Here is a 26,293-nt window from a genome sequence, read left to right on the forward strand (position 1 = left end):
CGCAACCGGATTCCTGTGCGGAATCCGGCCCGGAATTATTGCATAACTCCGGTGCCAGTGGCGGCGCTTAGGCGCCTGGGTTGCAGGAGCCCAGCTGGCCGCCGGCGAACATCGGGTGGTCCGGTGCGTATTCCACCTGTGCACGCGGGGTGACCTCGACCACTTCCAGAAGGTCGAATTCCGAGGTCGGGTTTTCCTTGCCGCGGACAACCAGCACGTCTTTGAAACACTGATGGTCTTCGGCGCGGTACAGGGTCTTGCCATTGCCCAGGCCGTCGAATTCAAACCCTTCCAGTGCTTCGACAACGCCGCAGGGGTTGAAGGTGCCCGCACGCTCAACCGCATCCGCATAAAGCAGCGTCTGGCAGTAGGTGGTGTGGGCGGCCTGGCTTGGCGGGAAGCCGTATTTGGTGCCAAAGGATTTCACAAAGGCCTTGGAGCCTTCATCCTGCAGCGTCCAGTGCCAGTTAGTGGAGCCGTGAATGCCCTTCACGTTGGCACCAGCGCCCTTGGCCATCAGGCGGGAATAGAGCGGAACGACGATTTCGAAGTTCTTGCCGTTCACCACCTTGTCGCGCAGCCCGAACTGCACCGCGTTGGTCAGCGAGTTCACCATGTTGCCGCCATAGTGGTTCAGCACCAGCACGTCCGCACCCGAGTTCAGAACCGGCGCGATATAGGAGGAGAAGTCGGTCGCGGCCAGCGGCGTGCGGACCTTGTTCACGGTATTCCAGCCCAGCGCCTCGGTGGCGGCTGCAATCGATTCCTCCTGGGTCCAGCCCCAAGTGTAGTCGGCAGTCAGGTGATAGGCGGTGCGGTCGGTGCCATAAAGATTCTTCAGAACCGGCGCCAGCGCCGCACCCGACATGTAGCCGTTGAAGAAGTGGCGGAAGCCGTTGGCTTTCTTGTCTTTGCCTGTGGTGTCGTTCGAGTGGGTAAGGCCGGCCATGAAGATCACGCCTGCCTCCTGGCAGAGGCCCTGCACCGCAATCGCCACGCCCGAGGACGAGCCGCCGGTGATCATCACCGCGCCGTCTTTTTCGATCATCGATTTGGCAGAGGCGCGGGCGGCGTCGGATTTGGTCTGGGTGTCGCCGGTGACATATTCCACTTGCTTGCCCAGGATGCCGCTCCCTTGCAGCGCCTTGGAGCTGAAGGTGTTCATCATGCCGCCGTCGCCGCCGCCGTTCAGATGCTCGACCGCCAATTCATAAGCGCGCAGCTCGTCGGCGCCCTCGTCGGCGTAAGGGCCGGTCTGGGGAACGTTGAAGCCCAATGTGACGGTGCCGCCGGTCGGTTCATTGGTAAAGGCCGCGGCGGAAGAGGCGGTGAAGATCGTCGGCAGCGCCACACCAGCGCCTGCGATTGCGCCGGTCTTCAAGACTCTGCGGCGCGATGCGTCAAATTCAGACATGTATTCCTCCCTAATATGAATGGTGCCTTGCAGCTCCTCACTTCCGCGCGGCACCAGCACTATTTGTGCAAAGCCAGTATGAGTGCGATGTGTAAATTATGACAATAATACCCTTTTACAGCTTGAAAATCCTGTAAAGAAATGAACAGTATTTCGTGATGCTCTGTAAATTATGTTATATTGCAATGCAGAAAACTGTTGAAAAGACAGTGTTTTGGGAGGCCCCTCGGAATGGCACGCGATACCCTGACCGGCAGCCGGATCCGCGAGCGCAGGCTGATCCTCGGAATGCGCCAGGCGGAACTGGCGCGCGAGACAGGTATTTCCGCCTCCTACCTCAACCTGATCGAACACAACCGGCGTAGAATCGGCGGCAAGCTGCTGGTTGATATCGCGAGTGTTCTGGGGGTGGAGCCGTCGATGCTGAGCGAGGGCGCCGAAGCGGCGCTGATCTCCACCCTGCGGGAGGCGGCGGCGGACAGCGGCGTGCCGGTGGCCGAGCTGGACCGGGTTGATGAATTTGCGGGCCGATTTCCGGGATGGGCCGAGGTGCTGGCAACCGGTCATCGCCGTATCGCCACGCTGGAACGCACGGTGGAAACCCTGTCGGACCGGCTGACCCATGACCCAAACCTGGCTGCTTCGGTGCATGAAGTGCTGTCGACCGCTGCGGCGATCCGTTCCACCGCGTCAATCCTGGCAGAAACCGGCGAGCTGGAGCCGGAGTGGCGCGACCGGTTCCACAAGAACCTCAATGAAGATTCCCTGCGCCTGTCGGAGAGCAGCCGGGCGCTGGTGAATTTCCTGGATGAGGGCGACAGTAGCGACGGCCGCCGTGGCATGCCGCAAGAGGAAGCCGAGGCCTTCTTTCAGGAAAACGGGTTTCACTTCCCTGCCCTTGAGGATGGGTCGGCCGGGCCCGAGCAGTTGGTCCAGTCGGCCTCTGCTATGACAAGCCCGGCGGCCCGCAGTGTGGCACAGGCAGTCTTGGCGCAATACCGGGCGGATGCCCGGGCAATGCCGCTGCAGGCGCTGGCCCAGGAAATCCAGGCGGAGGGGGTTGCCCCGGTGACGATCGCGCGCCGTTTTAAATGCGGGCTGCCTGCCGTGCTGCGCCGTCTGGCGGCGCTTCCGGAGGAGCTGCTCGGGCAGGAGGCCGGGCTGGTGGTCTGCGATGCCTCAGGCACGCTATTGTTCCGCAAGCCAGTGGCCGGATTTGCGATGCCGCGTTTCGGTGCCTCCTGCCCGCTGTGGCCGTTGTACACTGCGCTTGTGCATCCGAATATTCCCGTGCGGCGCAATGTGCTGCAGCAGGGGCGCAACGCGGCAGCCTTTGACTGCATGGCAGTGGCATGGCCGCAGGAGATGCCGGATTTCGGGGCTGATCCGCAATATCGGGCGGTTATGCTGATCCTGCCCGGCGCCAAGGATGCACAGGATCCGCAGCTGGTGGGCGCCAGCTGCCGGATCTGCCCGCGCCAGGGCTGTCCGGCACGGCGCGAGCCGTCGATCCTGAAGGAAGAGTTTTGACAGCCATACCGGCACGGGGCTAACCTGCACAAAAATGAATGCGCCTGCGGCCGGCCGGGCCGGCAAGCAGCGCCGGGAGGAAAATCTGCTGATGGGCAGGCATGTTGTTCTGATTGAAGATGAACCGAATATCACCGAGGCCATCCGGTTTCTGCTGGTACGGGACGGCTGGAGCGTGGATGCGCATACCGATGGTGCCACTGCGGTGGAGGTGATCCGCGGTGCCGATCCCGATTTGGTGATTCTGGATCTGATGCTGCCGGGCAAAAGCGGTCTGGAGATCGTCCGCGAGCTGCGCATGGAGGACGGCATGGGCGCTTTGCCGGTGCTGATGCTGACCGCCCGGGGTCAGATGCGCGACCGGGAAATGGCGGAAAAAGCCGGGGTGACGCGTTTCATGACCAAACCGTTTTCCAACGCCGAGGTGCTGACGGCGGTGCGCGACCTGCACGCCCAGGCCGGTCAGGGATAAGGCTGGGATGTTCCGGGACGGGGGCGCAGAAGAGCAGACAGGCACCCGCGCGGAACGCCAGACCTACCGCCGCCGCCGGCTGATGGACATTGCCCGGCTGCTGCCGGTTCTGGGCGCACTGCTGCTGGCGCTGCCGCTCCTGTGGCCTGAAGCCTCGACCCATCCGGCCGCGCGGGACGGGGTCAGCATGTCGACAGCCTACATCTATGTTTTTGCGGTCTGGATCGGCCTGATCGGCGCCTGCTTTGCCTTTAGTGTCGCAGTGCAGCGGTGGGCCGATCACTGGACCGGCGGCGGGCTGGACGGGGCAGGGGATCCGGACGGAGCGGAGGACAGCTGATGGCCTCCCTCAATATGCTTGCCGTTGCCTGTCTCGCCTATGTGGCTTTTTTGTTTTTCATTGCCTTTTGGGCCGACCGGATGGCAACCCGCGGGAAAAGCGCTGCCTGGATGCGCTCGCCGCTGATCTACACGCTGTCGTTGTCAATCTATTGCACAGCCTGGACTTTTTACGGCGCAGTGGGTTACGCGGTGCGGTCAGGGTTGGAGTTTGTGACGATCTACCTTGGTCCCTCGCTGGTGATGATCGGCTGGTGGTGGGGCCTGCGGAAACTGGTGCGGATCGGGCGCAGTCAGAGGATCACTTCGATCGCGGACCTTCTGTCTTCGCGCTATGGCAAGTCGAACCTGCTGGCAGCCGGCGTGACGATCCTCGCGGTGATTGGCGTCACCCCTTACATTTCCCTGCAGTTGCAATCCATCACCCTGTCCTTTGCCATCTTTGCCGAGGCCGACCCGCTGGGCAGTTTTAACGAGACCTACACCGTGTTCTGGGTGGGAGCGGGGCTGGCGGTGTTCGCCATTCTGTTCGGGACCCGTAATCTGAACGCCAATGAACGCCACCACGGGGTTGTCACTGCGGTGGCGCTGGAAGCGATCGTCAAACTGGCGGCGCTGCTGGCGGTTGGAGTTTTTGTCGTCTGGGGAGTGGCCGGCGGGGTTGCGGAGACACTGCAGAGAATAGATGCCTCGGAGATCGGCCAGTGGAACGTCGATGGCAGCCGCTGGGCCACGATCACCTTTCTGGCCGCCGCCGCCTTTGTCTGTTTGCCGCGGATGTTCCAGGTGATGGTGGTGGAAAACGAGGATGAGCGCCACCTGCGGATCGCCAGCTGGGCTTTTCCGCTGTATCTGCTGCTGATGTCGATGTTTGTGGTGCCGATTGCCGCCGTGGGGCTGGAGCTGCTGCCGGCAGGTGCCAATCCGGACATGTTCGTGCTGACGGTGCCGCTGCAGCAGGGGCAGCAAGGGCTGGCGGTACTGTCCTTTCTGGGCGGATTTTCGTCGGCCACATCGATGGTGATTGTGGCCGCCATGGCGCTGTCGACAATGGTGTCGAACCACATCGTGATGCCGGTCTGGCTGCGGTTGCAAAGCCGCCGGGCCTCGGTCTCCGGCGATGTGCGCGATGTGGTGCTGCTGTCGCGCCGGGTGTCGATCGCGGTGATCATGGCGCTGGGGTATTTCTATTACCACCTGTCCGGCGGCGCCGCGGCACTGGCTGCCATCGGCCTCACTTCGTTTGCGGGGGTGGCGCAGATCCTGCCCGCGCTGGTCGGCGGGCTGTTCTGGCGCGGCGCCACCCGCAGCGGCGCCCTGGCCGGGCTTTCGGTGGGCTTTGCCATCTGGTTTTATACCATGCTGCTGCCGGCACTCGGCGGCGGGCTGTTACCGGAGAATATCTTGCGCGAAGGTCTGTTCGGTTTCAGCTGGCTGCGTCCTGAGGCGCTGTTCGGGATCGAGGGGATGGACCCGACGGTGCACGCCGTGATGTGGTCGATGAGCCTCAATGCGCTGGTGTTCTGCCTGGTCTCGCTGATGAGCTTCCCCAGCCCCCTGGAGCGTCTGCAGGGGGCGCAATATGTCAATGTGTTCGATCATTCCGCAGGCCCGCGCGGCTGGACCGGCTCCGTGGCGCAATGCGAAGATCTGATGATCATGTCGCAGCGCATTCTCGGAGCGTCCGAAGCACAGGCATTTTTCCAGCGGGAACGAATGCGCCAGGGAGGACGCGGTCCGCTTCCAGAGCCGACACCGGCGTTTCTGGAACGGCTGGAGCGCGAGCTGAGCGCGTCCATCGGCGCGGCGGCAGCGCATGCCATGATTGGCCAGATCGCCGGCGGCTCCTCGGTGTCGGTTGCGGACCTGCTGGCAGTTGCGGATGAAACCGCCCAGATGCTGGAGTATTCCAGCCGCTTGGAGGCACAGTCGGCGGAATTGACTGCGACTGCCCGCAAATTGCGGGAAACAAACGAAAAGCTGACGCAAATATCGGAGCAGAAGGACGCCTTCCTAAGCCAGGTCAGCCATGAGTTGCGCACGCCTATGACCTCGATCCGTGCGTTTTCGGAAATTCTGCGCGATGACAGGCAGCTGAGCATGCAGGATCAGCGCCGCTATGCCGGGATCATTCATGACGAAACGCTGCGCCTGACCCGGCTGCTCAACGATCTTCTGGACCTCAGCGTTCTGGAGAACGGCCAAGTGAACCTTAATATGTCCGCGGCCACCCTGCCGGACGTGCTGGACCGCGCCGTTGCCGCTGCATTGGCGGGATCGGACCGTCCGCTCAAGGTCCACCGCAATCCTGCAACGGAAGGGTTCCAGCTTTCCTCAGATATGGACCGTCTGGCGCAGGTATTCATCAATCTGATCGTCAACGCTCAGAAATATTGCGATGCTGCTGAACCGGAACTGTCCATTTCCGCCACTGCAAGCAACGGCTGGCTGCAGATCGACTTTACTGACAATGGCAGCGGCGTTCCGGCAGAGTTCCAACAGATGATTTTTGAGAAATTTTCGCGCGTCCGCCCCGAGCGGGCAGGCGGGGCCGGGCTTGGCCTGGCCATTTGCCGGGAGGTCATGCAACGGCTGGGCGGCAATGTATCCTATCTGCCGGGGCACGGCGGCGGCGCGTTCCGGGTTTCCTTACCCGCAGCAGGGGAAAAGGCTGCATAACCCGGCCTGAAGTACAGGAGTTGTTAACCCCCTTTCGGTTAAAACCGTGGAAACGGGACGTGCAAGAGGCAGGTTGAAACAGCCTATGTCTGAGACAGAACCAGCAGAGGCAGGCAGCGGCAAGCAAGGTGTGCTTGCACGCAAGCTGGCAGCGACAAAGGAAGGTGTTGGAGCGCTTACCAGCTCTTTGACGCTGAAGGCTTTGCGCCGGTCGGTTGCGCGTGCGGCTGCGGACCTGTGCGGTCTGCCGGTGGCGGTACTGGCGGCGCGGCAGTCCAACCGCATTCCCGAAGACCTGGCTGACCAGCTGTCGGACAAGGATCTGCTGGTTGTTTTGGATTGCCCGCATGGCAGGATGGGGGCTGCCAGCATGGATGCGGCCACGGTCACAGCGCTGATTCAGCAGCAGACCATTGGCACGGTGATGGGCAAAGCACCGGACGAGCGTCATTATACGCCGACAGACGCAGTGATGACGGCAGAGTTTCTGGAAACCACTTTTGCCAAGGTTTTCGCGATGCTGGACGGCCACGCTGATCAGGCAATCTTCACCGGTTACCGCTTTGGCGCACAGGTTGAAAATGTGCGCAGCCTGGTTCTGGGTATGGAGGCGGAGGATTACCGGGTGATCGAGCTGAACCTGGATCTCGCCTGCGGCGCCATGCAGGGCGTGATGAAGCTGATGCTTCCCGAACCGACGGCCGAAGAACTGCAGGACGGCCAGTGCAACGGTGCACAGGGCCCGTCACTGGGCCGCAATCTGGGCGCTATCCGGGCGGAGTTGTCGGCTGTTCTGTGCAAGATGCGGGTGCCCTTGAGGGATTTTGCTGCTCTCAAGGTCGGTGATTCGCTGCCGCTGGATTCCGCCTTTCTCTAGGAAACGGATCTGCTGACCATTGGCGGCCAGTCTGTTGCACAGGGGCGTCTGGGCCAGATGAACGGGGCGCGTGCAGTCCGGCTGAATCAATCCGGGGCCAGGCTGGCGGGTGATGCGGGGGCAGTTGGAAATAGGTTCTCCGGCGGGGCAACCACTGATCTGATAGGCGGCGGACCTCCGGCACTCGATATGGGAATTGCGGCACAAGGGCTGCAGGATCCGATGGGCGACGCGGGATTGCCGGCATTGGAGGCGGCACCGGGACTGGGGGGTGCCGGGTTCGACCTGGACGAAGGCGGCGGCGGGCTTTCTGCCCTTGGCGGCGGCGGTTTTGACGGCGGCATGGGGAGTATGGACGGGGCCATCGGCGGAATGGATCCGATGGACTTGGCCGGGCTTGGCGGCGATGGCGCCTTGGGCTTGGATGGGCTGGATGGCGGGCTGCCTGACTTGCCTGATCTGCCTTCTGTTGATTTGGGGGCGCGCGCGCCGGAGGATGCGGCGGCAGAATACTCGCAGCTGGCCGGGCTGGATGGCGCTTTGGCTGGAAACCGCTGATCTACGGGAGAAATCCTACTGACGGCACCGTGTGGAGGCCTCGTCTGCCCGCAGCAGGATCCGGGAGTTGGAGCCTAGGACATCGCAGGGAGGGTCAGCCGCCGTCGCAGGCGGCATGTCCTGGAATCTCCAAGTCCTAACCAACAAGTCCTAACCAACCTGTGATCCGGTCTTGCGCAGAAGGCGGGGGTGGTTCCGGCCAAATCCCGCTCCGCCACAGCGGCCGGACACGGGCTCTCTGCCCGCCACATACTGGGCAGGCAGATTTTCCGGGGAATTAGCTGTCAGCCATGGAAATCAATGCCGGGCGCAGCCCTTCCAGCTGATAGCCGGCGGCTGCGGTCTTTTGCAGAATGTCATCGGCGGACATTTCGCAAGCCTGACTAAGCGCCCAGACCACCGAACAACGGGTTCCGGACGCGCAATAGGCCAGCACAGGGCCGTCACATTCTTCGTACAGGGCCCGCTGGCGGGCGGCGTTCTCCGGCGTCATGGTCTGATGGGTCAGCGGCAGAACCTCGAACCGCAGCCCGGCGGCTTCGGCGGCTGTGCGGATCGCCTCTGCCTGATGGCTGGGCGGCACTTCCGCGTCCGGGCGGTTGCAGATCACTGTCTTATAGCCGGCGTCGGCAATGGCGGGCAGGTCTTCAGCCGAGATCTGCGGTGAGACCGAATAGCGGGGGGTGATTACGCGTGCATCCATATCCCGAGTCTTTACGCGTTTGCGGCGCGCCGGTCCAGATGCCGGCTGAGCCTGGGAGCAGCTATCATGCCGCAAGCCATCGCCGATACGAACAGCGCGCCCTGCCAGCCATTGTAGCTGAGCGAGGCGATGGCGGGACCGGGGCAAAACCCTGCCAGGCCCCATCCCGCGCCGAACAGAATGGATCCGAGGATCAGCCGCCGGTCCAGCCCAGCGCGCGGCAGGGCGGGGAAGCTGCCCCCGGCGGCAGGCTTGCGTCCTTCTGCCAGCCGCCAAGCCAGCGCCATCGGCAGCAGCGCACCGCCCATCACAAAGCCCAGCGTGGGATCCCAATGGCCAAAAATATCCAGCCATCCCTGTACCTTTTCGGTGTCGGTCATGCCCGACAGCATCAGCCCCGCGCCAAACAGGCTGCCCGCAATCATCGCCAGAATAATCCGCAGCATCAGATGACTCCCATTACCTGGCGCAGAATGGCCACCGTCAGAATGCCTGCCAGCATGAAGGCCGCCGTCGCGGTGATACCACGCAAGGAAAGCCGGGAAACACCGCAGACCCCGTGACCGGATGTGCAGCCGTTGGCCATCCGTGTGCCAAGGCCGACCAGCACGCCTGCAGCAATCAGTATGGCAGCGTTGCTGGTGGCATGGGTCGCAGGTGAACCGGCCAACAGCCCAATCAGCAGCGGCATGACAATCACGCCTGCGAGAAAGGCCAGCCGTTCCGCTGCAGAGCTGCGGCCGCTGCCATCCAGCAGCCCGCCCAGGATGCCGCTGGCACCCATTATGCGGCCGTTGCCCAAAAGATAGACGGCACCGCCAAGTCCGATCAGCACACCGCCAGCCAAGCCCCAAACCCAATCCGTTTCCATGATCGCCTTCCGCCTGCTTGGGTCAGATTTTATTGACCGGGATCTTTAAAAAAATATCGCCCTGGTCGTCCGGCTCCGGCATCTGGCCCGCGCGCATGTTCACCTGCAGCGACGGCAGAATCAGACGCGGCATGCCAAGGGTCGCATCACGGGCGTCGCGCATTCGGGTGAATTCCTCGATGCTGCGCCCTGCGCCGATATGCACGTTCAGCGCCTTTTGTTCGCCGACGGTGGTTTCCCAGGCGTAATCATCGCGGCCCGGTGCCTTGTAATCATGGCCGACAAAGATTCGGGTGCTGTCGGGAAGCGCCAGGATTTTCTGGATCGAGTTATACAGATCGGCTGAGGATCCGCCGGGAAAGTCGCAGCGGGCGGTTCCGAAGTCTGGCATGAACAGCGTGTCGCCGACAAAGGCCGCGTCGCCGATCACATAGGTCAAGCAGGCAGGCGTGTGGCCGGGCGTGTGCAGCACCTCGCCGCGCATCTGGCCGATCATGAAGGTGTCTCCCTCACGGTACAGCCGGTCGAACTGGCTGCCGTCGCGCTGAAATTCGGTGCCTTCGTTGAAAATCTTGCCGAAAGTGTCCTGGATTACGGTGATCTGGTCGCCAATGCCGATCTTGCCCCCCAGCCGTTCCTGGAGGTATGGCGCGGCTGACAGGTGGTCGGCATGCACGTGGCTTTCCAGGATCCACTCTGTCCGCAGGCCTTGCTTCTTGATCCAGGCGGTGATGGCATCCGCCGATTCCGTGCAGGTGCGTCCGGCGGCCTGATCGTAATCCAGCACGGAGTCGATGATGGCGCATGCGGAGCCCGCAGGCTCATGCACCACATAAGAAACGGTGTTGGTGGCTTCGTCGAAGAAGGCCTTGACGGCGGGGCTCATCTGATACTCTCCCATGAGTTTGGATGATCATATATCAATTTAAGAATGTGTTTCAAGGATGCCGGTGCGGAAACCGCTGCTGCCTTTGAAATCATCGCAGCCGGTTGACCTGTGTCAAGGCAAGGCAATGCCGCGTTGCGGTATGCTTAATAGGCGTCCGGGGCAGTGCAAAACCGTCAAAAGGCCGGTAAAGTTTCGCGAATAAGCGGTCGCTTGCCTAAATTCTGCAGGCCTTCACGCGGCTGTTGTGAAAATCCAGCATAACCTCATCATGATTCAGGGAGAACTGCCAATGACACATGACGATCTGCTGAACACTGTTGAGAATCTGGAAAACCGGATTCTTGGAGAGACTGGTACTGCCCGGCTTGCAATGCGGCCTGAGTTCATCCGGTTGCTGGATCATATGCGCAAAACGGGCGCTGCGGTGCCGGGCCGATTCCGCCGTTTGGAAGCCACGCTGTGCGAGGAAGCGGTGGAGGAGATGTTTGACAATATGCCGGTCTGACCAGTCTGCCAGGCAAGGCGCCTTAGGTCTAGCCCAGGAAAATGCCCGTCATAACCAGCATCAGTCCAAGAACTGACAGCAGCAGTGCGCCCAGATTGTAAGGCAGCACCGATTGCACAACCGCGCGCAGGGATTCGTCGTCCAGTTTTTGGCGGCGCGCCCGCGCGACCCGGACGATGCACCAGACCAAACCCAGCAGTCCGGCAATGGACAAGGCGGCTCCGGCCCAGACAATGAGTTCGAACATAAGCGTGCTCCTGCGGTTTTCGCGCTGCGCCGCGCCTAGCTGATCCGGGCTCTGCGCGCAAGCCGCGCGAGGGGGCAGGGCGCCGGTTTTTGCCGCTCTTGGCACTGCTGCGGCTTTCCTTGCTTGCGGCGCAGCGGGCTGGGCGCTATCCCCTTGCTCCGACAGCAATTGACAGCATGTGCCGACGGAGCCGCAGATGGATATCACCGAAGACGAAAAAAGCGAAAACTACCGTGTGACCGCTGGCGAACTGCGCCAGTTCATCGAACGGTTCGAGCGTTTGGACGAAGAAAAGAAGACCATCGCCGAACAGCAGAAAGAGGTGATGGCCGAAGCCAAGGCGCGCGGCTACGACACCAAGGTCATGCGTAAGATCATCGCGCTGCGCAAGCGCGACCAGAACGACATCGACGAAGAAGAAGCGGTGCTTGAAATGTATAAGGAAGCCTTGGGCATGTAAGCCCCGCGGGGCCGCGGCCCCGCGATTGTTTACGCTGGTGGCGGAGGTGAAAACCCGCGTCCGGCACAAGCCTGCAGATGCAGATTGTTGTTTCCTGTTGCGGGCTTCCAGCCTGTGGCAGGGCACCAATTGGGCGCTGCGAGGCTGACGCAATCGCTGCTGGCGTTTTTATTGTTCAGCCTGATTGGTTCCAGTTTTCACTTTTTGAAGGAACTGCTGGGCCTGAACCCTGTCCGGGCCCATACTTGCAAACGGTTCCGGCCTTTTCCGAACACAGAAGGCCCATGGCACGTGCCGGCCGGATAGCAGCCGCCCTGTTCCTTGGCGGGACTGGACTGGCGTTTCCGCTTGGGGTTCCATTTCTTGGCGCCGTTCTGATTTTTTACGTGGTGACAACGGCTTGTCCTCTATGCATTAGGCGCCGCGTAGTCGTGGATATCTGTTTTTATGGCTGAACTCGGCTCCACGCCGCGGAGGATGTGGAACATCTTCTGAGTACTCGGATCGTCCTGGCGGATATGGTCCGGAACAGCGCGCAATGCCTTTGCATTGGTTGCCAAAAGCGGGGTATTGCTGGGCAAACATGCGGAGTTGCGGGAGCAGAGCGCGCAACAGACGGCTGCCCCTTATGCCATCGACGGTGTAAAGGCCCGGCAGGTGCCGCCGCTGTTTCCCTCCGTTCTGCTGAACCGCTTGAGTGCCCGTGCGGCCATGGGCCTCTGAGGGATGTGTATCAGCCTGATAAGTTTTAAGCTTGAAGTAAATGCCGAGGCGGCGGTATGGTCGCTGGCAGGCCGCATCAGCAAAGGAGCTCCACCATGCCAGCCATCAGCGTGCAACCCGAAGGGTGGAAGCCCGCCAAAGGTTATGCAAACGGCATGGTGGCGGAGGGCAAGCTGCTCTTTGTCGGTGGCCAGATCGGCTGGACCGCGGATCAGGTGTTTGCTGCGCAGGATTTCATTGGCCAGATGAGCCAGGCGCTGCAAAATATTCTGGAGGTGGTCAGAGCCGCAGGCGGATCCGCGCAGGATATCACCCGGCTCACATGGTTTGTGACGGACAAGGCCGAATATCTCGCCCATCAGGCAGAAGTGGGTAAAGCCTACCGCGCGGTAATGGGCTATCACTTTCCGGCCATGACCATGGTGGTTGTTTCCGCCTTGATCGAGGATCAAGCCAAGATCGAAATCGAAGCCACGGCGGTTCTTCCGGCCAGATCCTAGCCTTACACGGTTCTGTGAACGCGCTTTTCAAGGCAGCCCTAAGCGGCCGCATTTTCTGGGAAACAAGGGAGAGAGAAATGCGGATCAACGCCGATTTCAGCAAACGCGCAGCGGTGCATTTTGATGAAACGCCTTGGGTGGCAAGCCCGGCCCCGGGGGTGGAGCGGAAAATGCTGGACCGCATAGGAGAGGAGGTGGCCCGAGCCACCACCATCGTCCGGTTTGCGCCGGGCTCTGCCTTTGCGCGCCATGTGCATGATGGCGGCGAGGAATTTCTAGTGCTGGACGGCGTGTTCCAGGACGAACACGGGGATTTTCCGAAAGGCTCCTATATCCGCAACCCGCCCAACACCAGCCACACGCCAGCTGCGGCGGAGGGCGCAGTGATCCTGGTGAAGCTGCATCAGTTCGACCCGGCGGACAGGACCGAAGTGAAAACCCGCATCACAGGCGATGCGCCGCAGCAGCGGCTGTTTCAGGACAGAATTGAAACCGTAACCCTGCAAAATTGGGCGCCGGGGCAGGCAGTCAGCCTGGCGGTGCCCGGCGGCGCCGAGGTGTTTGTCATGGACGGCAGTTACAGCGAGAGCGGCGAAGAATTCGGCCGCTGGGACTGGCTGCGGCTGCCGCCGGGCAGCCGTTTGGAGGCGACGGCTGGCATCAATGGCGCCAAAGTTTGGATGAAAACCGGGCATCTAGCGCAAATGACTGACTAAACCGCTGCAATTGTTTCTGCCCAAATTCAAATGCTTGCAAGCCGCTCCTTCAAGGGCGGTATTTTTTTTACCAGCTTAAAAATTTTACCAGTTGATAAAAAATAGGACTGTGGCACTCTGATAAGTAAGAAAACAGATAATCAGGGAGACACCCAATGGCGACCAGCCATCAGGCATCCGGCATTCAGGCGGCGCGTTTGGACGCTGCCGAGATTGCGGAGAATTTCTCGGACCTGCACCCAGCCTATGACGCGCATGAGGCAGCCGTGGCGGCGGACCGCTGCTATTTCTGCTACGACGCGCCCTGCATGACCGCCTGTCCGACCAGCATCGACATTCCCCAGTTCATTCGGGAAATTCAGGCGGGCCATGCCGAAAGCGCGGCCAAAACCATTCTGGAGCAGAACATTTTGGGCGGCATGTGTGCGCGGGTCTGCCCGACCGAAACACTGTGCGAAGAGGCTTGTGTGCGGGAAGCTGCAGAGGGCAAGCCTGTGGAAATCGGCCGCTTGCAGCGCTACGCCACGGACAGGCTGATGGAAAAAGGCGTTCACCCTTTCACCCGTGCCAAGGCGACTGGAAAGATTGTCGCTGTTGTCGGTGCAGGTCCGGCCGGTCTGGCTGCCGCGCACCGGCTGGCGATGCTGGGCCATGATGTGGTGGTCTATGATGCGAATAACAAAGCAGGCGGCCTCAACGAATTCGGCATTGCCGCTTACAAGTCCACCAATGACTTTGCCGCGCGAGAGGTGGATTGGCTGCTGCAAATCGGCGGCATTACAATGGATTACGGCAAAAAACTGGGCGCGGACCTGTCTTTGGATGGACTGAAATCCGGCTATGACGCAGTGTTCCTCTCGATTGGCCTGGCCGGTGTCAACGCCTTGCGGGCGCCGGGCGAAGACAAAGACGGTGTGCGCGACGCAGTGGGATTCATCGCTGAACTTCGCCAGGCAGGCGACTTGACCAAGCTGCCGGTGGGCCGAAATGTGGTGGTGATCGGCGGTGGAATGACCGCGGTGGATGCTGCGGTTCAGTCGAAACTGCTGGGCGCCGAAAACGTCACTATTGCCTATCGCCGCAGCCGCGACGCCATGGGCGCCAGCCGGTTCGAGCAGGATCTGGCGGCCTCCAAAGGCGTCAAACTGATGTTCAACGTCATGCCCAGGGCTGTCCATGGCAATGGCGCCGCTGCTGAGATCGAATTGGAGTATACTCAGGTCACGGACGGCAAGGTCTCCGGCACCGGCGAGACCGTCCGGCTGGCCGCTGATCAGGTCTTCAAGGCGATCGGCCAGACGCTGGAAAACCAGCCGGATGCATTGGCGCTGGAAGGCCACAAGATCAAGGTCGATGCCAACGGGCGAACCTCCGTGGCCGGGGTCTGGGCCGGGGGCGATTGTGCTTCCGGCGGCGAAGACCTCACCGTGACCGCCGTGGCCGAGGGCCGCGATGCTGCAATGGACATTCACTCCAGCCTTATGGGCTGAGCCAGTCAGGAACGGAATACCGTTCCGAGCTAGCCTGAACAGGAGAGATCAAATGGCTGATCTGACAACAGAATTTCTGGGAATCAAATCCCCCAATCCGTTTTGGCTGGCCTCTGCGCCGCCGACTGACAAGGAATACAATGTCCGCCGTGCCTTTGAGGCCGGCTGGGGAGGGGTGGTCTGGAAGACGCTGGGCGCTGAAGGTCCGCCGGTGGTCAATGTGAACGGCCCGCGCTACGGAGCGATCTGGGGGGCCGACCGCCGCCTGCTGGGCCTCAACAACATCGAGTTGATCACCGACCGGCCGCTGCAGACCAATCTGGAGGAAATCAAAAGGGTCAAGAAGGACTATCCGGATCGCGCCATCATTGTTTCGATCATGGTGCCGTGCGAGGAACAGGCTTGGAAAGATATTCTGCCGCAGGTCGAAGCCACGGGCGCCGATGGGATCGAGCTGAATTTCGGCTGTCCGCACGGAATGGCCGAGCGCGGAATGGGCTCGGCCGTCGGGCAGGTGCCGGAATACATCCAGATGGTCACCGAGTGGTGCAAGAAATACTACTCCAAGCCGGTGATCGTTAAGCTGACCCCGAATATTGCAGACATCCGCCAGCCGGCGCGGGCGGCGCATGCCGGGAATGCCGATGCGGTCAGCCTGATCAACACCATCAACTCGATCACCTCGGTGAACCTCGACAGCATGGCGCCGGAGCCGACCATCGGCGGCAAGGGTACCCACGGTGGCTATTGCGGCCCGGCGGTGAAGCCGATTGCGCTGAACATGGTTGCGGAAATTGCCCGCGACCCGCAGACCCGCGGCCTGCCGATCTCTGCCATTGGCGGCGTCACCAACTGGCGCGATGCGGCGGAGTTCATGGCGTTGGGGGCCGGCAACGTGCAGGTCTGCACCGCAGCAATGACCTATGGTTTCAATGTGGTGAAGGAAATGATCTCGGGCCTGTCCACTTGGATGGACGAGAAGGGCTATACCTCCACTCAGGACTTCATCGGCATGGCGGTGACGAATGTCACCGACTGGCAGTATCTGGACCTGAACTATGTGACCAAGGCGCGGATCAGCCAGGACGATTGCATCAAATGCGGCCGCTGCTATGCGGCGTGCGAGGACACCTCGCACCAGGCGATTGCGATGAGCGAGGATCGGGTGTTCACGGTAAAGGACGACGAATGCGTCGCATGCAATCTTTGCGTGAATGTTTGCCCTGTTGAAGGCTGTATCACCATGGAAGAAGTGGCTGCCGGACAGATTGACGAGCGCACCGGCGAGGTGGTTTCCGGCGAGTATGCCAACTGGACCACGCATCCGAACAACCCGTCGGCAACGGCGGCGGAGTAAAAACTGTTGCGCCTTTAGGGCCGTGCCGCTGGCGTGGGTGTTCCGGGCAAAAGAATAGGCGCGGCCCGGTTGGGTCGGCCTTTTAAGGAGGCAGGTCAGCTTTTGGGTGTAAGCATCCGCCGGTACAAGGTTTCCAGGTATTGCGGCGCTGCGTGAAAGGGGTCTTCTTCCCCCATCAGCGTGCGCACCTGGGCGTCAAAATCGGCGTAGTGCTGGGTTAGCGACCAGATCGAAAACAGCAAATGTTTCGGGTGCGCGCGGTTAATCCGCCCGGCATCCATCCAGTCTTGCAGCAGCTGCGCCTTTTCTTCCACCAGCACTTTCAGATCTGCCGCAATCACGCCATGCAGCCGCGGTGCGCCCTGTACAATCTCATTGGCATAAAGCCGGCTTTCGCGCGGGAAATCCCGGCTCATCTGCAGTTTGCGCTGCACATAGGCGAGGATTTCGTCCAATGGCTCGCCTTCCGGGTCCAGTGCCCGCAGCGGATCAAGCCAGGTATCCAGCAAGCCTGACATCAGCTCGTTGAAGATCGCTTCTTTGGAAGGGAAGTAGTAAAGCAGGTTCGGCTTTGACAGTCCGGCCGCCTTGGCGATCTTATCCACTGTGGAGCCGCGGAAACCGTGGCTGGAGAACACATCCAGCGCAGCCTCCAGAATGGCGGCGCGATTCTTTCTCTGAATGCGGGTTGGCGCGCGGTCTGCGGGCATGTCCGTCCCTGTCTGTTTCTGCCGCCTTTTGCCAGCTGACGCGCGGAATTTCACCTGTTTCCGGTGAAAGAACCGATTTTTTCAAGGGCTGTGCGGCAATTTCTTGACTGATAGCGAACCCGTGATAGCGTGAGTTTGACCAGTTGGTCAAATCATTGACCGGGATCAAGAGAGCCGGCACTGTGAACCGGCCAGCACTTAACGCCACCTCAACGGCGTAATGCCGGATGAAGCCTGCACAGACGGGCGCACAGGGAAGGAAGCTCGTAATGACGTCCCTTGGACAGAATCTGAAGATAAATGGCGACCGTTTGTGGGACAGCCTGATGGAGATGGCCGAAATCGGCCCGGGTGTCGCTGGCGGCAACAACCGCCAGACGCTGACGGACGCAGATGGCGAAGGCCGCGCCCTGTTCCAGAAATGGTGCAAGGAGGCCGGCTGCACCATGGGGCTGGATCAGATGGGCAATATGTTCGCCCGCAGGGAAGGCACGGATCCGGAGGCACTGCCGGTCTACGTTGGCTCGCATCTGGACACTCAGCCGACAGGCGGCAAATATGACGGAGTGCTGGGGGTGCTGGCCGGGCTGGAGCTGATCCGCTCGCTCAATGACATGAATATCAAGACCAGACATCCGATTGTGGCGACCAATTTCACCAATGAGGAAGGCACACGCTTTGCGCCTGCGATGCTGTCCTCGGGCGTGTTTGCGGGCATTCACACGCAGGACTGGGCCTATGACCGTGAGGATGCCGAGGGCAAAAAATTCAGTGAAGAATTGAAGCGCATCGGCTGGCGCGGCGAAGAGGAGACCGGTGCGCGGAAGATGCACGCTTTTTTTGAACTGCACATCGAACAGGGCCCGATCCTGGAGACTGAGGGCAAAGATATCGGTGTGGTGACCCATGGGCAGGGCCTGAGCTGGACCCAGGTGACGGTCACTGGCAAGGATGCGCACACCGGTTCGACCCCGATGCCGATGCGCCGCAATGCTGGCCTGGCGATGGCACGCATTCTGGAAACGGTGGATGAAATCGCCTGGGGGCACGCACCGCATGCGGTCGGGGCGGCGGGGCATATCGACGTTTACCCGAACTCCCGCAACGTGATCCCGGGCAAGGTGGTTTTCACCGTCGATTTCCGCAGCCCGGAGCTCGAGGTGATTACCGATATGGAAAACCAGCTGCATGAAAAGGCGACCCGGATTGCCGAGGCGATGGGGGTCGAGATCGAGTTTGAGAAAGTCGGCGGCTTTGATCCCGTGGCCTTTGACGCGGGTTGTGTCTCAGCCGTGCGCGACGCGGCAGAGCGGTTGGGATATTCGCATCAGGATCTGATATCCGGAGCAGGCCATGACGCCTGTTGGATCAACCGGGTGGCGCCGACCGCGATGGTGATGTGTCCTTGCGTGGATGGGCTGAGCCACAACGAGGCGGAGGAGATCAGCAAGGAATGGGCCGAAGCCGGTGCCAATGTGCTGTTCCATGCGGCGGTCCAAACGGCGGAGATCGTGGAATAAGGGGCGCTGCCCCCGCAGCCCGGAGGGCCGCTTCCCCGGAGTATATCCGGAAAGATGAAAACAGCTGCGCCAGACAGCGGAAGAGATAATGGGAGGCGTGAAAATACGCCCCGAACAGGGAGTTGCAAGTATGAATAAAGTCATCAGAAACGGCACCATCGTGACCGCTGATCTGACCTATAAGGCGGATGTTCTGGTTGAGAACGGGGTGATCACGCAGATTGGCCCCAATCTGAAAGGCGATGAGGAACTGGACGCCACCGGCTGCTATGTGATGCCGGGCGGGATTGATCCGCATACCCATCTGGAGATGCCTTTCATGGGCACTTACAGTTCGGACGATTTCGAGAGCGGCACCCGCGCCGGGCTGGCTGGCGGCACCACCATGGTGGTGGATTTTGCGCTGCCCAATCCGGGTGAGAGCCTGCTGGATGCGCTCAAACGCTGGGACAATAAATCGACCCGTGCCAATTGCGATTACTCCTTTCACATGGCGGTCACCTGGTGGGGCGAGCAGGTTTTTGATGACATCAAGGCTGTGATCCAGGAGCGCGGCATCAACACCTTCAAGCATTTCATGGCCTACAAGGGCGCGCTGATGGTGAATGATGACGAGCTTTATGCCTCGTTCAAGCGCCTCTCCGAACTGGGCGGCATAGCGCTGGTCCATGCCGAAAACGGTGACGTGGTGGCGGAGCTGCAGGCCAAGCTGCTGGCAGAAGGCAATAATGGCCCCGAGGCGCATGCCTATTCCCGGCCGCCGCAGGTAGAAGGCGAGGCCACCAACCGCGCCATTATGATCGCTGATATGGCGGGTGTGCCGCTCTACGTCGTGCATACCTCCTGCGAGGACAGCCACGAGGCCATCCGCCGCGCCCGGATGCAGGGCAAGCGGGTCTGGGGCGAGCCGCTGATCCAGCATCTCACCCTGGATGAAAGCGAGTATTTCAACAAGGATTGGGACCATGCCGCGCGCCGTGTAATGTCGCCGCCATTCCGTAATAAGAAGCATCAGGACAGCCTGTGGGCTGGTCTGCAGTCTGGATCCTTGTCAGTGGTGGCGACGGACCATTGTGCCTTTACCACTGAACAGAAACGCAATGGCGTGGGGGATTTCACCAAGATTCCCAATGGGACCGGCGGTCTGGAGGACCGGATGCCGATGCTGTGGACCCATGGCGTCGAAACCGGCCGCCTGACGCCGAACGAATTTGTGGCCGTAACCTCAACCAACATCGCCAAGATCCTGAATTGTTATCCGAAAAAGGGTGCAGTTCTGGTTGGTGCGGATGCCGATTTGGTGGTTTGGGATCCGGAAAAGCGCAAGACGATTTCCGCCTCCAGCCAGCAATCCTCGATCGACTACAATGTGTTTGAGGGGCACGAGGTAAAGGGCCTGCCGCGCTTTACCCTGACCCGGGGCCATGTGGCGGTGCATGACGGCGAAATCCGCTGCCGGGAGGGTCACGGCAAGTTCGTCTCCCGAGAGGCCAACACCACGGTGAACAAGGCGCTGTCGACCTGGAAAGAGCTGACCGCGCCGCGTCCGGTGGAGCGCACCGGCATCCCGGCGACAGGCGTGTAAATCAGGAGCGGGCTGCCGGTATCGGCGGCCCGTTTTCCTGTGTGAAATCAAGGCAAAGACATGAATATGGAAACGACCACCCAGGCAATCCGACCCGAGGCCGCCGCTTCCGACCCAGCCTCAGCTGAAACAGTGATCAAGGCCCGGAACCTGGATCTGACGTTTCAGACCAACGATGGCCCGGTGCATGCGCTGAAGGATGTGAGCCTTGAGGTCCACAAGGGCGAGTTTGTCTCCTTCATCGGCCCATCGGGCTGCGGAAAGACCACGTTTTTGCGCTGTATCGCAGCGCTGGAGACACCCACCGGCGGCAGCCTGAGCGTCAATGGAATGACGCCGGACGAGGCGCGCCGCAACCGGGCCTATGGCTATGTGTTCCAGGCGGCGGGGCTGTACCCGTGGCGGACCATCTCCAAGAACATCAAGCTGCCCCTGGAGATCATGGGGTATTCCAAGGCCGAGCAGGAGAAGCGCGTCAGCCAGGTCCTGGAACTTGTTGAATTGTCAGGGTTTGGCGGCAAGTTTCCCTGGCAGCTGTCAGGCGGTATGCAGCAGCGGGCAAGCATTGCGCGGGCGCTTGCGTTTGACGCTGACATCCTGCTGATGGATGAACCCTTCGGGGCGCTGGATGAGATCGTGCGCGACCATCTGAACGAGCAGCTTCTGAAGCTGTGGGCGCGAACCAACAAGACTATCGGCTTTGTCACCCACTCGATCCCGGAGGCGGTGTATCTGTCGACCAAGATCGTGGTGATGTCGCCGCGGCCCGGCCGCATTCATGACGTGATCGACAGCACTTTGCCCAAGGAACGGCCGCTCGATATCCGCGACAGCCCGGAGTTCATCGAGATCGCCCACCGGGTGCGCGAGGGCCTGCGGGCGGGGCATGGCGATGACTGAGTTAGCTAGCGAGATCCGCCGGAATTGGGGGGTGACAAGCGTACACCCCCTGTACACCCCCTGTGCACCGGGCGGCAGCCGTTTAGGGAGGGCGCAGTCATGAAAAGCCTTGTTGCTGTCCTGACCGTTCTCGCTGCGATCATTGCCTTTTGGTACGCGGCCTGTGTGCCGATGAACATCAAGGGCGTGCTGGATGCGGCTGAGCGGGCAGGGGTCGAAGTGACCCCCGCTACCGCCAAGGAACGCCGGGACAGGAGCGAGTTTGGGCTGGTGGCGAAGAACAGCTTTGCCATCAATGACACTTGGGTGCAGGAGCGCCCGCGGCTGCCTGCGCCGCATCAGGTGGCAGTGGAGCTGTGGGAGACCACGGTGGAAAAGAAGGTCACCTCCAAGCGCAGCCTGATCTATCACGCGCAGGTGACGCTGTCGGCAACGCTGCTGGGCTTTGCCATCGGTACTGGCCTTGGCATTCTGCTGGCGGTGGGGATCGTGCATTCCCGCGTGATGGATATGTCGGTGATGCCCTGGGCGATTGTCAGCCAGACCATTCCGATCATCGCCTTGGCGCCGATGATCATCGTGGTGCTGTACTCTATTGGAGTGCAGGGGATCATTCCCAAGGCGGTGATTTCGGCCTACCTCAGCTTCTTCCCGGTTGTCGTGGGGATGGTGAAGGGCCTCAGAGCACCGGATGCGATGCAGCTGGATCTGCTGAAGACCTATAATGCCAATACTAATCAGGGGTTCTGGAAACTGCGGTTGCCGTCGTCGATGCCCTATCTGTTTGCCTCTCTGAAGATCGGCATTGCGGCATCGCTAGTGGGGGCCATCGTGGGTGAGTTGCCGACCGGAGCGGTTGCCGGCCTTGGCGCGCGCTTGCTGGCCGGAAGTTACTATGGGCAGACCGTGCAGATCTGGTCGGCGCTTTTTGCGGCGGCGATCCTGGCTGCCGCCTTGGTCGCGCTGTTGGGGCTGATGGAGAAACTGGTGCTGAAGCGGATGGGGGTGCAGGCATGATTGGCCTATGGAATAAGGGCTCTGCCCTTGCCGCTGCACCGCTCATCCGGAGTATTTGGCCCAGAAAGAAGCAGGAGGGCGCGGCATGGTGATGGTTCTGCTTGCGGTGCTGGTCTGGTGTTCGGGCTGGTGGTTAAACAGACGCCTGGCCAATGGTCCGGCTGCGCATACCCGCGCGGTGCAGCTGCTGGTTCCGGCCAACTTCGGCGTCACCGTGCTGGTGGTCTGGGAACTGCTGGTGCGCGGACTGGAGGTGTCGCTGGTGATCTTGCCTGCGCCCTCGGTTATCGCGGTGCGCTTCGCCTCCAGCATGCCGATCCTTTGGGAGGACTTTACCCAGACCATCCTGAAGGGGGCGCTCGGCGGCTATGTGATCGGTTGCGGCGCGGCGGTCCTGACCGCGATCCTGGTCGACCGCAGCGACTTCCTGCGCCGCGGGCTGCTGCCGGTGGGGAATTTCGTCGCCGCGCTGCCGATTGTGGGCACCGCGCCGATCCTGGTGATGTGGTTCGGTTTCGACTGGCATTCCAAGGCTGCAGTTGTTGTCGTCATGGTGTTCTTTCCAATGCTGGTGAACACGGTGGCGGGCCTGCGGGAAACCTCGGCCATGCAGCGCGATCTGATGCAAACCTATGCGGCAAGTTACTGGCAGGCATTTTTCAAGCTGCGTTTGCCGGCGGCGCTGCCCTTTGTCTTCAACGGGTTGAAGATCTCCACCACTCTGGCGCTGATCGGCGCGATTGTGGCGGAGTTTTTTGGCTCGCCCACTGTTGGGATGGGCTTTCGTATCTCTACCAGCGTGGGCCAGCTGGCGCTGGACATGGTCTGGGCAGAGATTGTGGTGGCAGCACTGGCAGGCTCGGCTTTTTATGGGCTGATGGCAGTAATTGAGAAAACACTGACCTTCTGGCACCCGTCGCAACGTGGGTGAGGGATCAGCCGCCCCGCCGCGTGCGGGGCGGTGTTGCGGAAATCTTGTGCTGGTGACCGGCAAAGGACCGACCCAAAAAGAAAAAACTTTGAACGAATGGTCAAACCCGGGCAAGCTTAACATCATAATCAACAGGGAGAACAAGATATGAAACATCTGATGACGGCGGCAGCGCTGGCACTGGGCACTGCAGGCGCAGCGCAGGCGGCGGATGACGTGACGCTGCAGCTGAAATGGGTAACCCAGGCGCAGTTTGCCGGTTATTACGTTGCCGCTGACAAGGGGTTCTATGAGGAAGAGGAGCTGAATGTCACCATCCTGCCCGGCGGCCCTGATATTGCACCGACCCAGGTGATAGCCGGCGGCGGCGCCGATGTGACCGTGGAGTGGATGCCCGCGGCGCTGGCAGCACGTGAAAAAGGTCTGCCGCTGGTTAATATCGCGCAGCCGTTCAAATCTTCGGGCATGATGCTGACTTGCTGGAAGGACACAGGAATATCCGCACCTGCGGATCTTGCCAACCGAACCTTGGGCGTTTGGTTCTTTGGCAATGAGTTTCCTTTCATGAGCTGGATGAGTCAGCTGGGGATTTCCACCGAAGGCAAAGGCGAGGAGGGCGTTGAGGTATTGAAGCAGGGCTTCAACGTCGATCCGCTGCTGCAGCGCCAGGCGGATTGCATCTCGACAATGACCTACAATGAGTTCTGGCAGGTCCTCGATGCCGGCGTCACCGAGGATGAGCTGATCACTTTCAAGTACGAGGATCAGGGCGTGGCGACGCTGGAAGACGGTTTGTATGTGCTGGAAGAGAACCTTGGCGATCCGGAGTTCGCTGACAAGATGGAGCGGTTTGTGCGGGCCTCGATGAAGGGCTGGAAATACGCCGAAGAAAACCCGGACGAGGCAGCGGAAATTGTACTCGACAATGATGCGTCCGGTGCCCAGACCGAGACCCACCAGAAACGCATGATGGGCGAGATTGCCAAACTCACCGCGGGCAGCAATGGAGCGCTGAATCCGGCGGACTATGAGCGGACGGTGTCAACGCTAATGAGCGGTGGCTCGGACCCGGTCATCACCAAGGTCCCGGAAGGCGCTTGGACCCACGCTATCACCGATGCGGCGTTGAAATAGGCAGGCCATAGACCTTGGGGATCCGCCGGGATTGGGATGCCGGCGGATCTTCCGTTTGATTACCGCGCAATATTGATAAACTCCCAACAATTCTTCAGCAATTTTAAAATACAGCCCTGGGGCGTCTGTTTTTGTGATAGGGTTGCCTTATGGGAGAGAAGCGTGCTCATATCCCTGATCGGCAAAAGCAATCCGGATACCTGCCGAAATATTTGTGCTTTTGCCCTCAGCCAGACGGCATTACGTGCCATGCACGATATGCCGCGCACGGACGGCCTGCGCTGCTGGATGTCGCCGGCAGAAGCTGCGAACTGCCGCTGATGGATCTCTGCCAGGCGGCGCATCAGCGCAAGCTGGAGACCGGACGGGCCCAGATTCTGTTGCTTTACGATGTGGAGCCTCTGGGGCTGGAACTGACGGCGCCTTGGCAGGTTGACGTAATTCCGGTTTCGGTCTGCTGCCTGCAACAGATTACCCATACTGATTTGCTGCACGCCTTGGCCTGCGGTTTTGATGTCATTCACGTGCAGGTCTGCGCCAGCTCTGCCGACAGGCTGCATCAGCAGCAGGAGGTTGAATTGGTGCAGGTTCTGGGCGGGCTGGGCCGGATCTTGCTGTTCGACTGTGCCGGGACTCTTGCACGGCGGCTGGCGGCGGGTATTTTCCCGTTTCCTTCGGTTGCGCCGGACATAGTGGCGGTGGGCAGCCGCAGGGACACCGCACGGGCCAGTGCCGCGGCGCTGCTGCCGGCCAGTGAGGACCATGTAGTCTTGCCGGAACAGGCTCCATACGGCGCCGTCAGCCTTGATGAAGGCCTGTGCAACCAATGCAGCAGCTGCGTGTGGGTCTGCCCTTCGGATGCCTTGAGCCTGACCGAAGACGGCGGCGCATTGAGCTTTGTTGAAGCCATGTGTTTTCAATGCGGCCTGTGCGTTTCGATCTGTCCGCAGCGGGCGCTTAGCATGGAGGCAGGGATGGATCTGTCTGCGTCTGCCGTGTTGCCTCATCTGCTGGCGGGGCAAGGCGAAAAAGATGCAGAAACCCCTGATCTGGCGGAGTAGGTCAGGGGGCCGGGCTCCGCAAGTGCCGTGGTGCCGGGCATTGGGGCATGGCCGGAGCGAGGGGCCAGGCCTGAGACTGCCCTTTTCAGCTTTGCTCCAGGAAGCCGCCGTACTGGCCGCGTTTGAAGATCAGGCCTTTGCCGGGGCGGGTGGTGACGCTGGCCACTTCACCTATGATGATGGTGTGGTCACCCGCCAGATGGGCGGCAAAGCGGCGGCAGTCAAACCGGGCAATCACCCCGTCCAGGGCCGGCGCTCCCTGGCCATTGGGCTGCCATGCTGCGGCGCTGAAGTCCTCGCCGCGGGCCGCGAAATGCTTGGCCAGGCCCAGTTGGTCCTCGGCCATCACGTGAATGGCGAAATTCTCGGCCATTACAAAGGCATCATGGCGAAGGGACGCTTTGGCCGGACACCACAGCAACAGCGGCGGATCCAGTGAAACGGAGGTAAAGCTGTTGACGGTTATCGCCAGGGGGCCGCGCGCTGTCATGGTGGTAACTACCGTCACCCCGGTGCCAAAGCAGCCGAGCGCATCGCGGTAGTCCCTGGCGGTCTCCGGCCCGGGGATGAAGCTGGTGTCGGCCATGTCGCACGCCTTTTATCCGTTCCGGGCAGTGACGTGCCACGCATGGCGGCGATTGTCTACCACGTTCATGTCTTCATGAGGCGCCCGTGCTTGCGGGATTCTTCCAGCACCGCGCCAAAGGTGGCAAGCCCGCGTGCCTCCAGCATCGGCAGCATCTTGCAGAATACCTCTGCGGTGGCGCGGGCGTCCCCCATCGCAGTGTGGCGCAGGGCAGGCGGGATGGTGACGTCCAACCGTTCGCAAAGCGCGTCCAGCGTATGGTTCTGCGAGGCGCCGAACAGAACTGCGCTCAGCAGCACGGTGTCCAGCACCGGCTGGTCCCAACTGATACCTGCCCGCTTGGCGTGGCGGTGCAGAAAGGCCATGTCAAAAGGCGCGTTGTGGGCCACGATCACGGCGTCCGAGGCAAATTGGTGAAAGGCGCGGGCGGCGTCGGAAATCACCGGCGCGCCCTGCACCAGGGCATCGCTGATGCCATGCACTTTGGTCGAAGCAGCAGGGATTGGCCGACCCGGGTCC

Annotated in this window: 28 protein-coding genes and 1 pseudogene; 20 read left to right on the forward strand and 9 right to left on the reverse strand. The window is 61.1% G+C overall.

The window, feature by feature from the left end:
* Positions 1-67 precede the first annotated feature (67 nt).
* Positions 68-1,414: a substrate-binding protein gene (locus VOI29_RS07785; protein WP_323777589.1), complete on the reverse strand. Its 1,347-nt coding sequence runs from the start codon at positions 1,412-1,414 to the stop codon at positions 68-70.
* Positions 1,415-1,645: 231 nt separating this feature from the next.
* On the opposite strand from VOI29_RS07785, the gene VOI29_RS07790 reads away from it, so the two are divergent.
* The 5 genes and pseudogenes from VOI29_RS07790 to VOI29_RS07810 all read left to right on the forward strand — a co-directional run bounded on the left by VOI29_RS07790 (position 1,646) and on the right by VOI29_RS07810 (position 7,869).
* Positions 1,646-2,944, forward strand: a complete 1,299-nt coding sequence (locus tag VOI29_RS07790) for a helix-turn-helix domain-containing protein (protein ID WP_323777591.1) — start codon at positions 1,646-1,648, stop codon at positions 2,942-2,944.
* A 91-nt stretch (positions 2,945-3,035) separates the two neighbouring features.
* Complete coding sequence (locus VOI29_RS07795; protein ID WP_323777593.1) at positions 3,036-3,416, forward strand: response regulator transcription factor; 381 nt, start codon at positions 3,036-3,038, stop codon at positions 3,414-3,416.
* A 7-nt stretch (positions 3,417-3,423) separates the two neighbouring features.
* Positions 3,424-3,756: a hypothetical protein gene (locus tag VOI29_RS07800; RefSeq protein ID WP_323777594.1), complete on the forward strand. Its 333-nt coding sequence runs from the start codon at positions 3,424-3,426 to the stop codon at positions 3,754-3,756.
* A complete protein-coding gene (locus VOI29_RS07805; protein ID WP_323777596.1) occupies positions 3,756-6,434 on the forward strand; it encodes an ATP-binding protein in 2,679 nt (892 codons plus the stop codon). The genes VOI29_RS07800 and VOI29_RS07805 overlap by 1 nt, the downstream gene beginning before the upstream one ends.
* A gap of 85 nt (positions 6,435-6,519) precedes the next feature.
* Positions 6,520-7,869, forward strand: a pseudogene (locus VOI29_RS07810) (FliM/FliN family flagellar motor C-terminal domain-containing protein).
* Between the two features lie 277 nt (positions 7,870-8,146).
* Here the strand turns inward: VOI29_RS07810 and VOI29_RS07815 are convergent.
* Genes VOI29_RS07815 through VOI29_RS07830 form a run of 4 tightly spaced genes read right to left on the reverse strand, consistent with a single transcriptional unit; the run spans position 8,147 to position 10,329 of the window.
* Positions 8,147-8,572, reverse strand: a complete 426-nt coding sequence (locus VOI29_RS07815; protein ID WP_323777598.1) for a TIGR01244 family sulfur transferase — start codon at positions 8,570-8,572, stop codon at positions 8,147-8,149.
* An 11-nt stretch (positions 8,573-8,583) separates the two neighbouring features.
* Positions 8,584-9,018 carry a DUF6691 family protein gene (locus VOI29_RS07820; protein ID WP_323777600.1) on the reverse strand — a complete coding sequence of 145 codons (435 nt, stop codon included), beginning with the start codon at positions 9,016-9,018 and terminating at the stop codon, positions 8,584-8,586.
* Complete coding sequence (locus VOI29_RS07825; RefSeq protein WP_416361497.1) at positions 9,018-9,476, reverse strand: YeeE/YedE family protein; 459 nt, start codon at positions 9,474-9,476, stop codon at positions 9,018-9,020. Before VOI29_RS07825 ends, VOI29_RS07820 begins: the two co-directional genes overlap by 1 nt.
* Positions 9,466-10,329 carry an MBL fold metallo-hydrolase gene (locus tag VOI29_RS07830; protein WP_323777602.1) on the reverse strand — a complete coding sequence of 288 codons (864 nt, stop codon included), beginning with the start codon at positions 10,327-10,329 and terminating at the stop codon, positions 9,466-9,468. Before VOI29_RS07830 ends, VOI29_RS07825 begins: the two co-directional genes overlap by 11 nt.
* A gap of 292 nt (positions 10,330-10,621) precedes the next feature.
* Here VOI29_RS07830 and VOI29_RS07835 point away from each other — a divergent pair, with 292 nt between their 5' ends.
* Entirely contained in the window at positions 10,622-10,837 is a 216-nt protein-coding gene (locus tag VOI29_RS07835; RefSeq protein WP_323777604.1) for a hypothetical protein, read from the forward strand.
* Positions 10,838-10,865: 28 nt separating this feature from the next.
* Here the strand turns inward: VOI29_RS07835 and VOI29_RS07840 are convergent, their stop codons facing one another.
* Positions 10,866-11,084: a hypothetical protein gene (locus VOI29_RS07840; protein WP_323777606.1), complete on the reverse strand. Its 219-nt coding sequence runs from the start codon at positions 11,082-11,084 to the stop codon at positions 10,866-10,868.
* A gap of 196 nt (positions 11,085-11,280) precedes the next feature.
* On the opposite strand from VOI29_RS07840, the gene VOI29_RS07845 reads away from it, so the two are divergent.
* The 6 genes from VOI29_RS07845 to preA all read left to right on the forward strand — a co-directional run bounded on the left by VOI29_RS07845 (position 11,281) and on the right by preA (position 16,330).
* Positions 11,281-11,544, forward strand: a complete 264-nt coding sequence (locus VOI29_RS07845) for a DUF2312 domain-containing protein (protein ID WP_024089791.1) — start codon at positions 11,281-11,283, stop codon at positions 11,542-11,544.
* Between the two features lie 570 nt (positions 11,545-12,114).
* Positions 12,115-12,267, forward strand: a complete 153-nt coding sequence (locus VOI29_RS07850; protein WP_323777609.1) for a hypothetical protein — start codon at positions 12,115-12,117, stop codon at positions 12,265-12,267.
* A gap of 95 nt (positions 12,268-12,362) precedes the next feature.
* Entirely contained in the window at positions 12,363-12,767 is a 405-nt protein-coding gene (locus tag VOI29_RS07855) for a RidA family protein (protein WP_323777611.1), read from the forward strand.
* A gap of 77 nt (positions 12,768-12,844) precedes the next feature.
* On the forward strand, positions 12,845-13,483 hold the full coding sequence (locus VOI29_RS07860; protein WP_323777613.1) for a cupin domain-containing protein: 639 nt from the start codon (positions 12,845-12,847) through the stop codon (positions 13,481-13,483).
* A gap of 155 nt (positions 13,484-13,638) precedes the next feature.
* Positions 13,639-14,973, forward strand: a complete 1,335-nt coding sequence (locus VOI29_RS07865) for an NAD(P)-dependent oxidoreductase (protein WP_323777615.1) — start codon at positions 13,639-13,641, stop codon at positions 14,971-14,973.
* Between the two features lie 52 nt (positions 14,974-15,025).
* Entirely contained in the window at positions 15,026-16,330 is a 1,305-nt protein-coding gene (gene preA, locus VOI29_RS07870; RefSeq protein WP_323777617.1) for an NAD-dependent dihydropyrimidine dehydrogenase subunit PreA, read from the forward strand.
* Between the two features lie 95 nt (positions 16,331-16,425).
* On the opposite strand, the gene VOI29_RS07875 is transcribed toward preA, so the two are convergent.
* On the reverse strand, positions 16,426-17,040 hold the full coding sequence (locus VOI29_RS07875) for a TetR family transcriptional regulator C-terminal domain-containing protein (protein ID WP_323777619.1): 615 nt from the start codon (positions 17,038-17,040) through the stop codon (positions 16,426-16,428).
* A gap of 269 nt (positions 17,041-17,309) precedes the next feature.
* Between VOI29_RS07875 and VOI29_RS07880 the strand changes: the two genes are divergently transcribed.
* The 8 genes from VOI29_RS07880 to VOI29_RS07915 all read left to right on the forward strand — a co-directional run bounded on the left by VOI29_RS07880 (position 17,310) and on the right by VOI29_RS07915 (position 25,188).
* A complete protein-coding gene (locus VOI29_RS07880) occupies positions 17,310-18,560 on the forward strand; it encodes a Zn-dependent hydrolase (RefSeq protein ID WP_323777621.1) in 1,251 nt (416 codons plus the stop codon).
* Positions 18,561-18,690: 130 nt separating this feature from the next.
* Positions 18,691-20,145, forward strand: coding sequence for a dihydropyrimidinase (gene hydA / locus VOI29_RS07885; protein WP_323777623.1), 1,455 nt, complete (start codon positions 18,691-18,693; stop codon positions 20,143-20,145).
* A 60-nt stretch (positions 20,146-20,205) separates the two neighbouring features.
* Positions 20,206-21,045: an ABC transporter ATP-binding protein gene (locus VOI29_RS07890; RefSeq protein ID WP_323777625.1), complete on the forward strand. Its 840-nt coding sequence runs from the start codon at positions 20,206-20,208 to the stop codon at positions 21,043-21,045.
* Positions 21,046-21,144: 99 nt separating this feature from the next.
* Positions 21,145-22,062, forward strand: coding sequence for an ABC transporter permease (locus VOI29_RS07895; protein ID WP_323777627.1), 918 nt, complete (start codon positions 21,145-21,147; stop codon positions 22,060-22,062).
* A gap of 85 nt (positions 22,063-22,147) precedes the next feature.
* Entirely contained in the window at positions 22,148-22,993 is an 846-nt protein-coding gene (locus tag VOI29_RS07900) for an ABC transporter permease (RefSeq protein ID WP_323777629.1), read from the forward strand.
* Positions 22,994-23,140: 147 nt separating this feature from the next.
* Positions 23,141-24,127, forward strand: a complete 987-nt coding sequence (locus VOI29_RS07905) for an ABC transporter substrate-binding protein (RefSeq protein ID WP_323777631.1) — start codon at positions 23,141-23,143, stop codon at positions 24,125-24,127.
* A 162-nt stretch (positions 24,128-24,289) separates the two neighbouring features.
* Positions 24,290-24,448, forward strand: coding sequence for a hypothetical protein (locus VOI29_RS07910; protein WP_323777633.1), 159 nt, complete (start codon positions 24,290-24,292; stop codon positions 24,446-24,448).
* Positions 24,448-25,188, forward strand: a complete 741-nt coding sequence (locus VOI29_RS07915; RefSeq protein WP_323777635.1) for an ATP-binding protein — start codon at positions 24,448-24,450, stop codon at positions 25,186-25,188. Before VOI29_RS07910 ends, VOI29_RS07915 begins: the two co-directional genes overlap by 1 nt.
* Positions 25,189-25,273: 85 nt before the next feature.
* Here the strand turns inward: VOI29_RS07915 and VOI29_RS07920 are convergent, their stop codons facing one another.
* Positions 25,274-25,774 (reverse strand): flavin reductase family protein, encoded by a 501-nt coding sequence (locus VOI29_RS07920; RefSeq protein WP_323777637.1) that lies wholly within the window; start codon positions 25,772-25,774, stop codon positions 25,274-25,276.
* 65 nt (positions 25,775-25,839) lie between these two features.
* The coding region (locus VOI29_RS07925) for a 3'-5' exonuclease (protein WP_323777639.1) at positions 25,840-26,293 on the reverse strand (454 nt) is incomplete at its 5' end.

Origin of the sequence: Leisingera sp. (assembly GCF_034669605.1) — a bacterium.
GTDB lineage: Bacteria > Pseudomonadota > Alphaproteobacteria > Rhodobacterales > Rhodobacteraceae > Leisingera.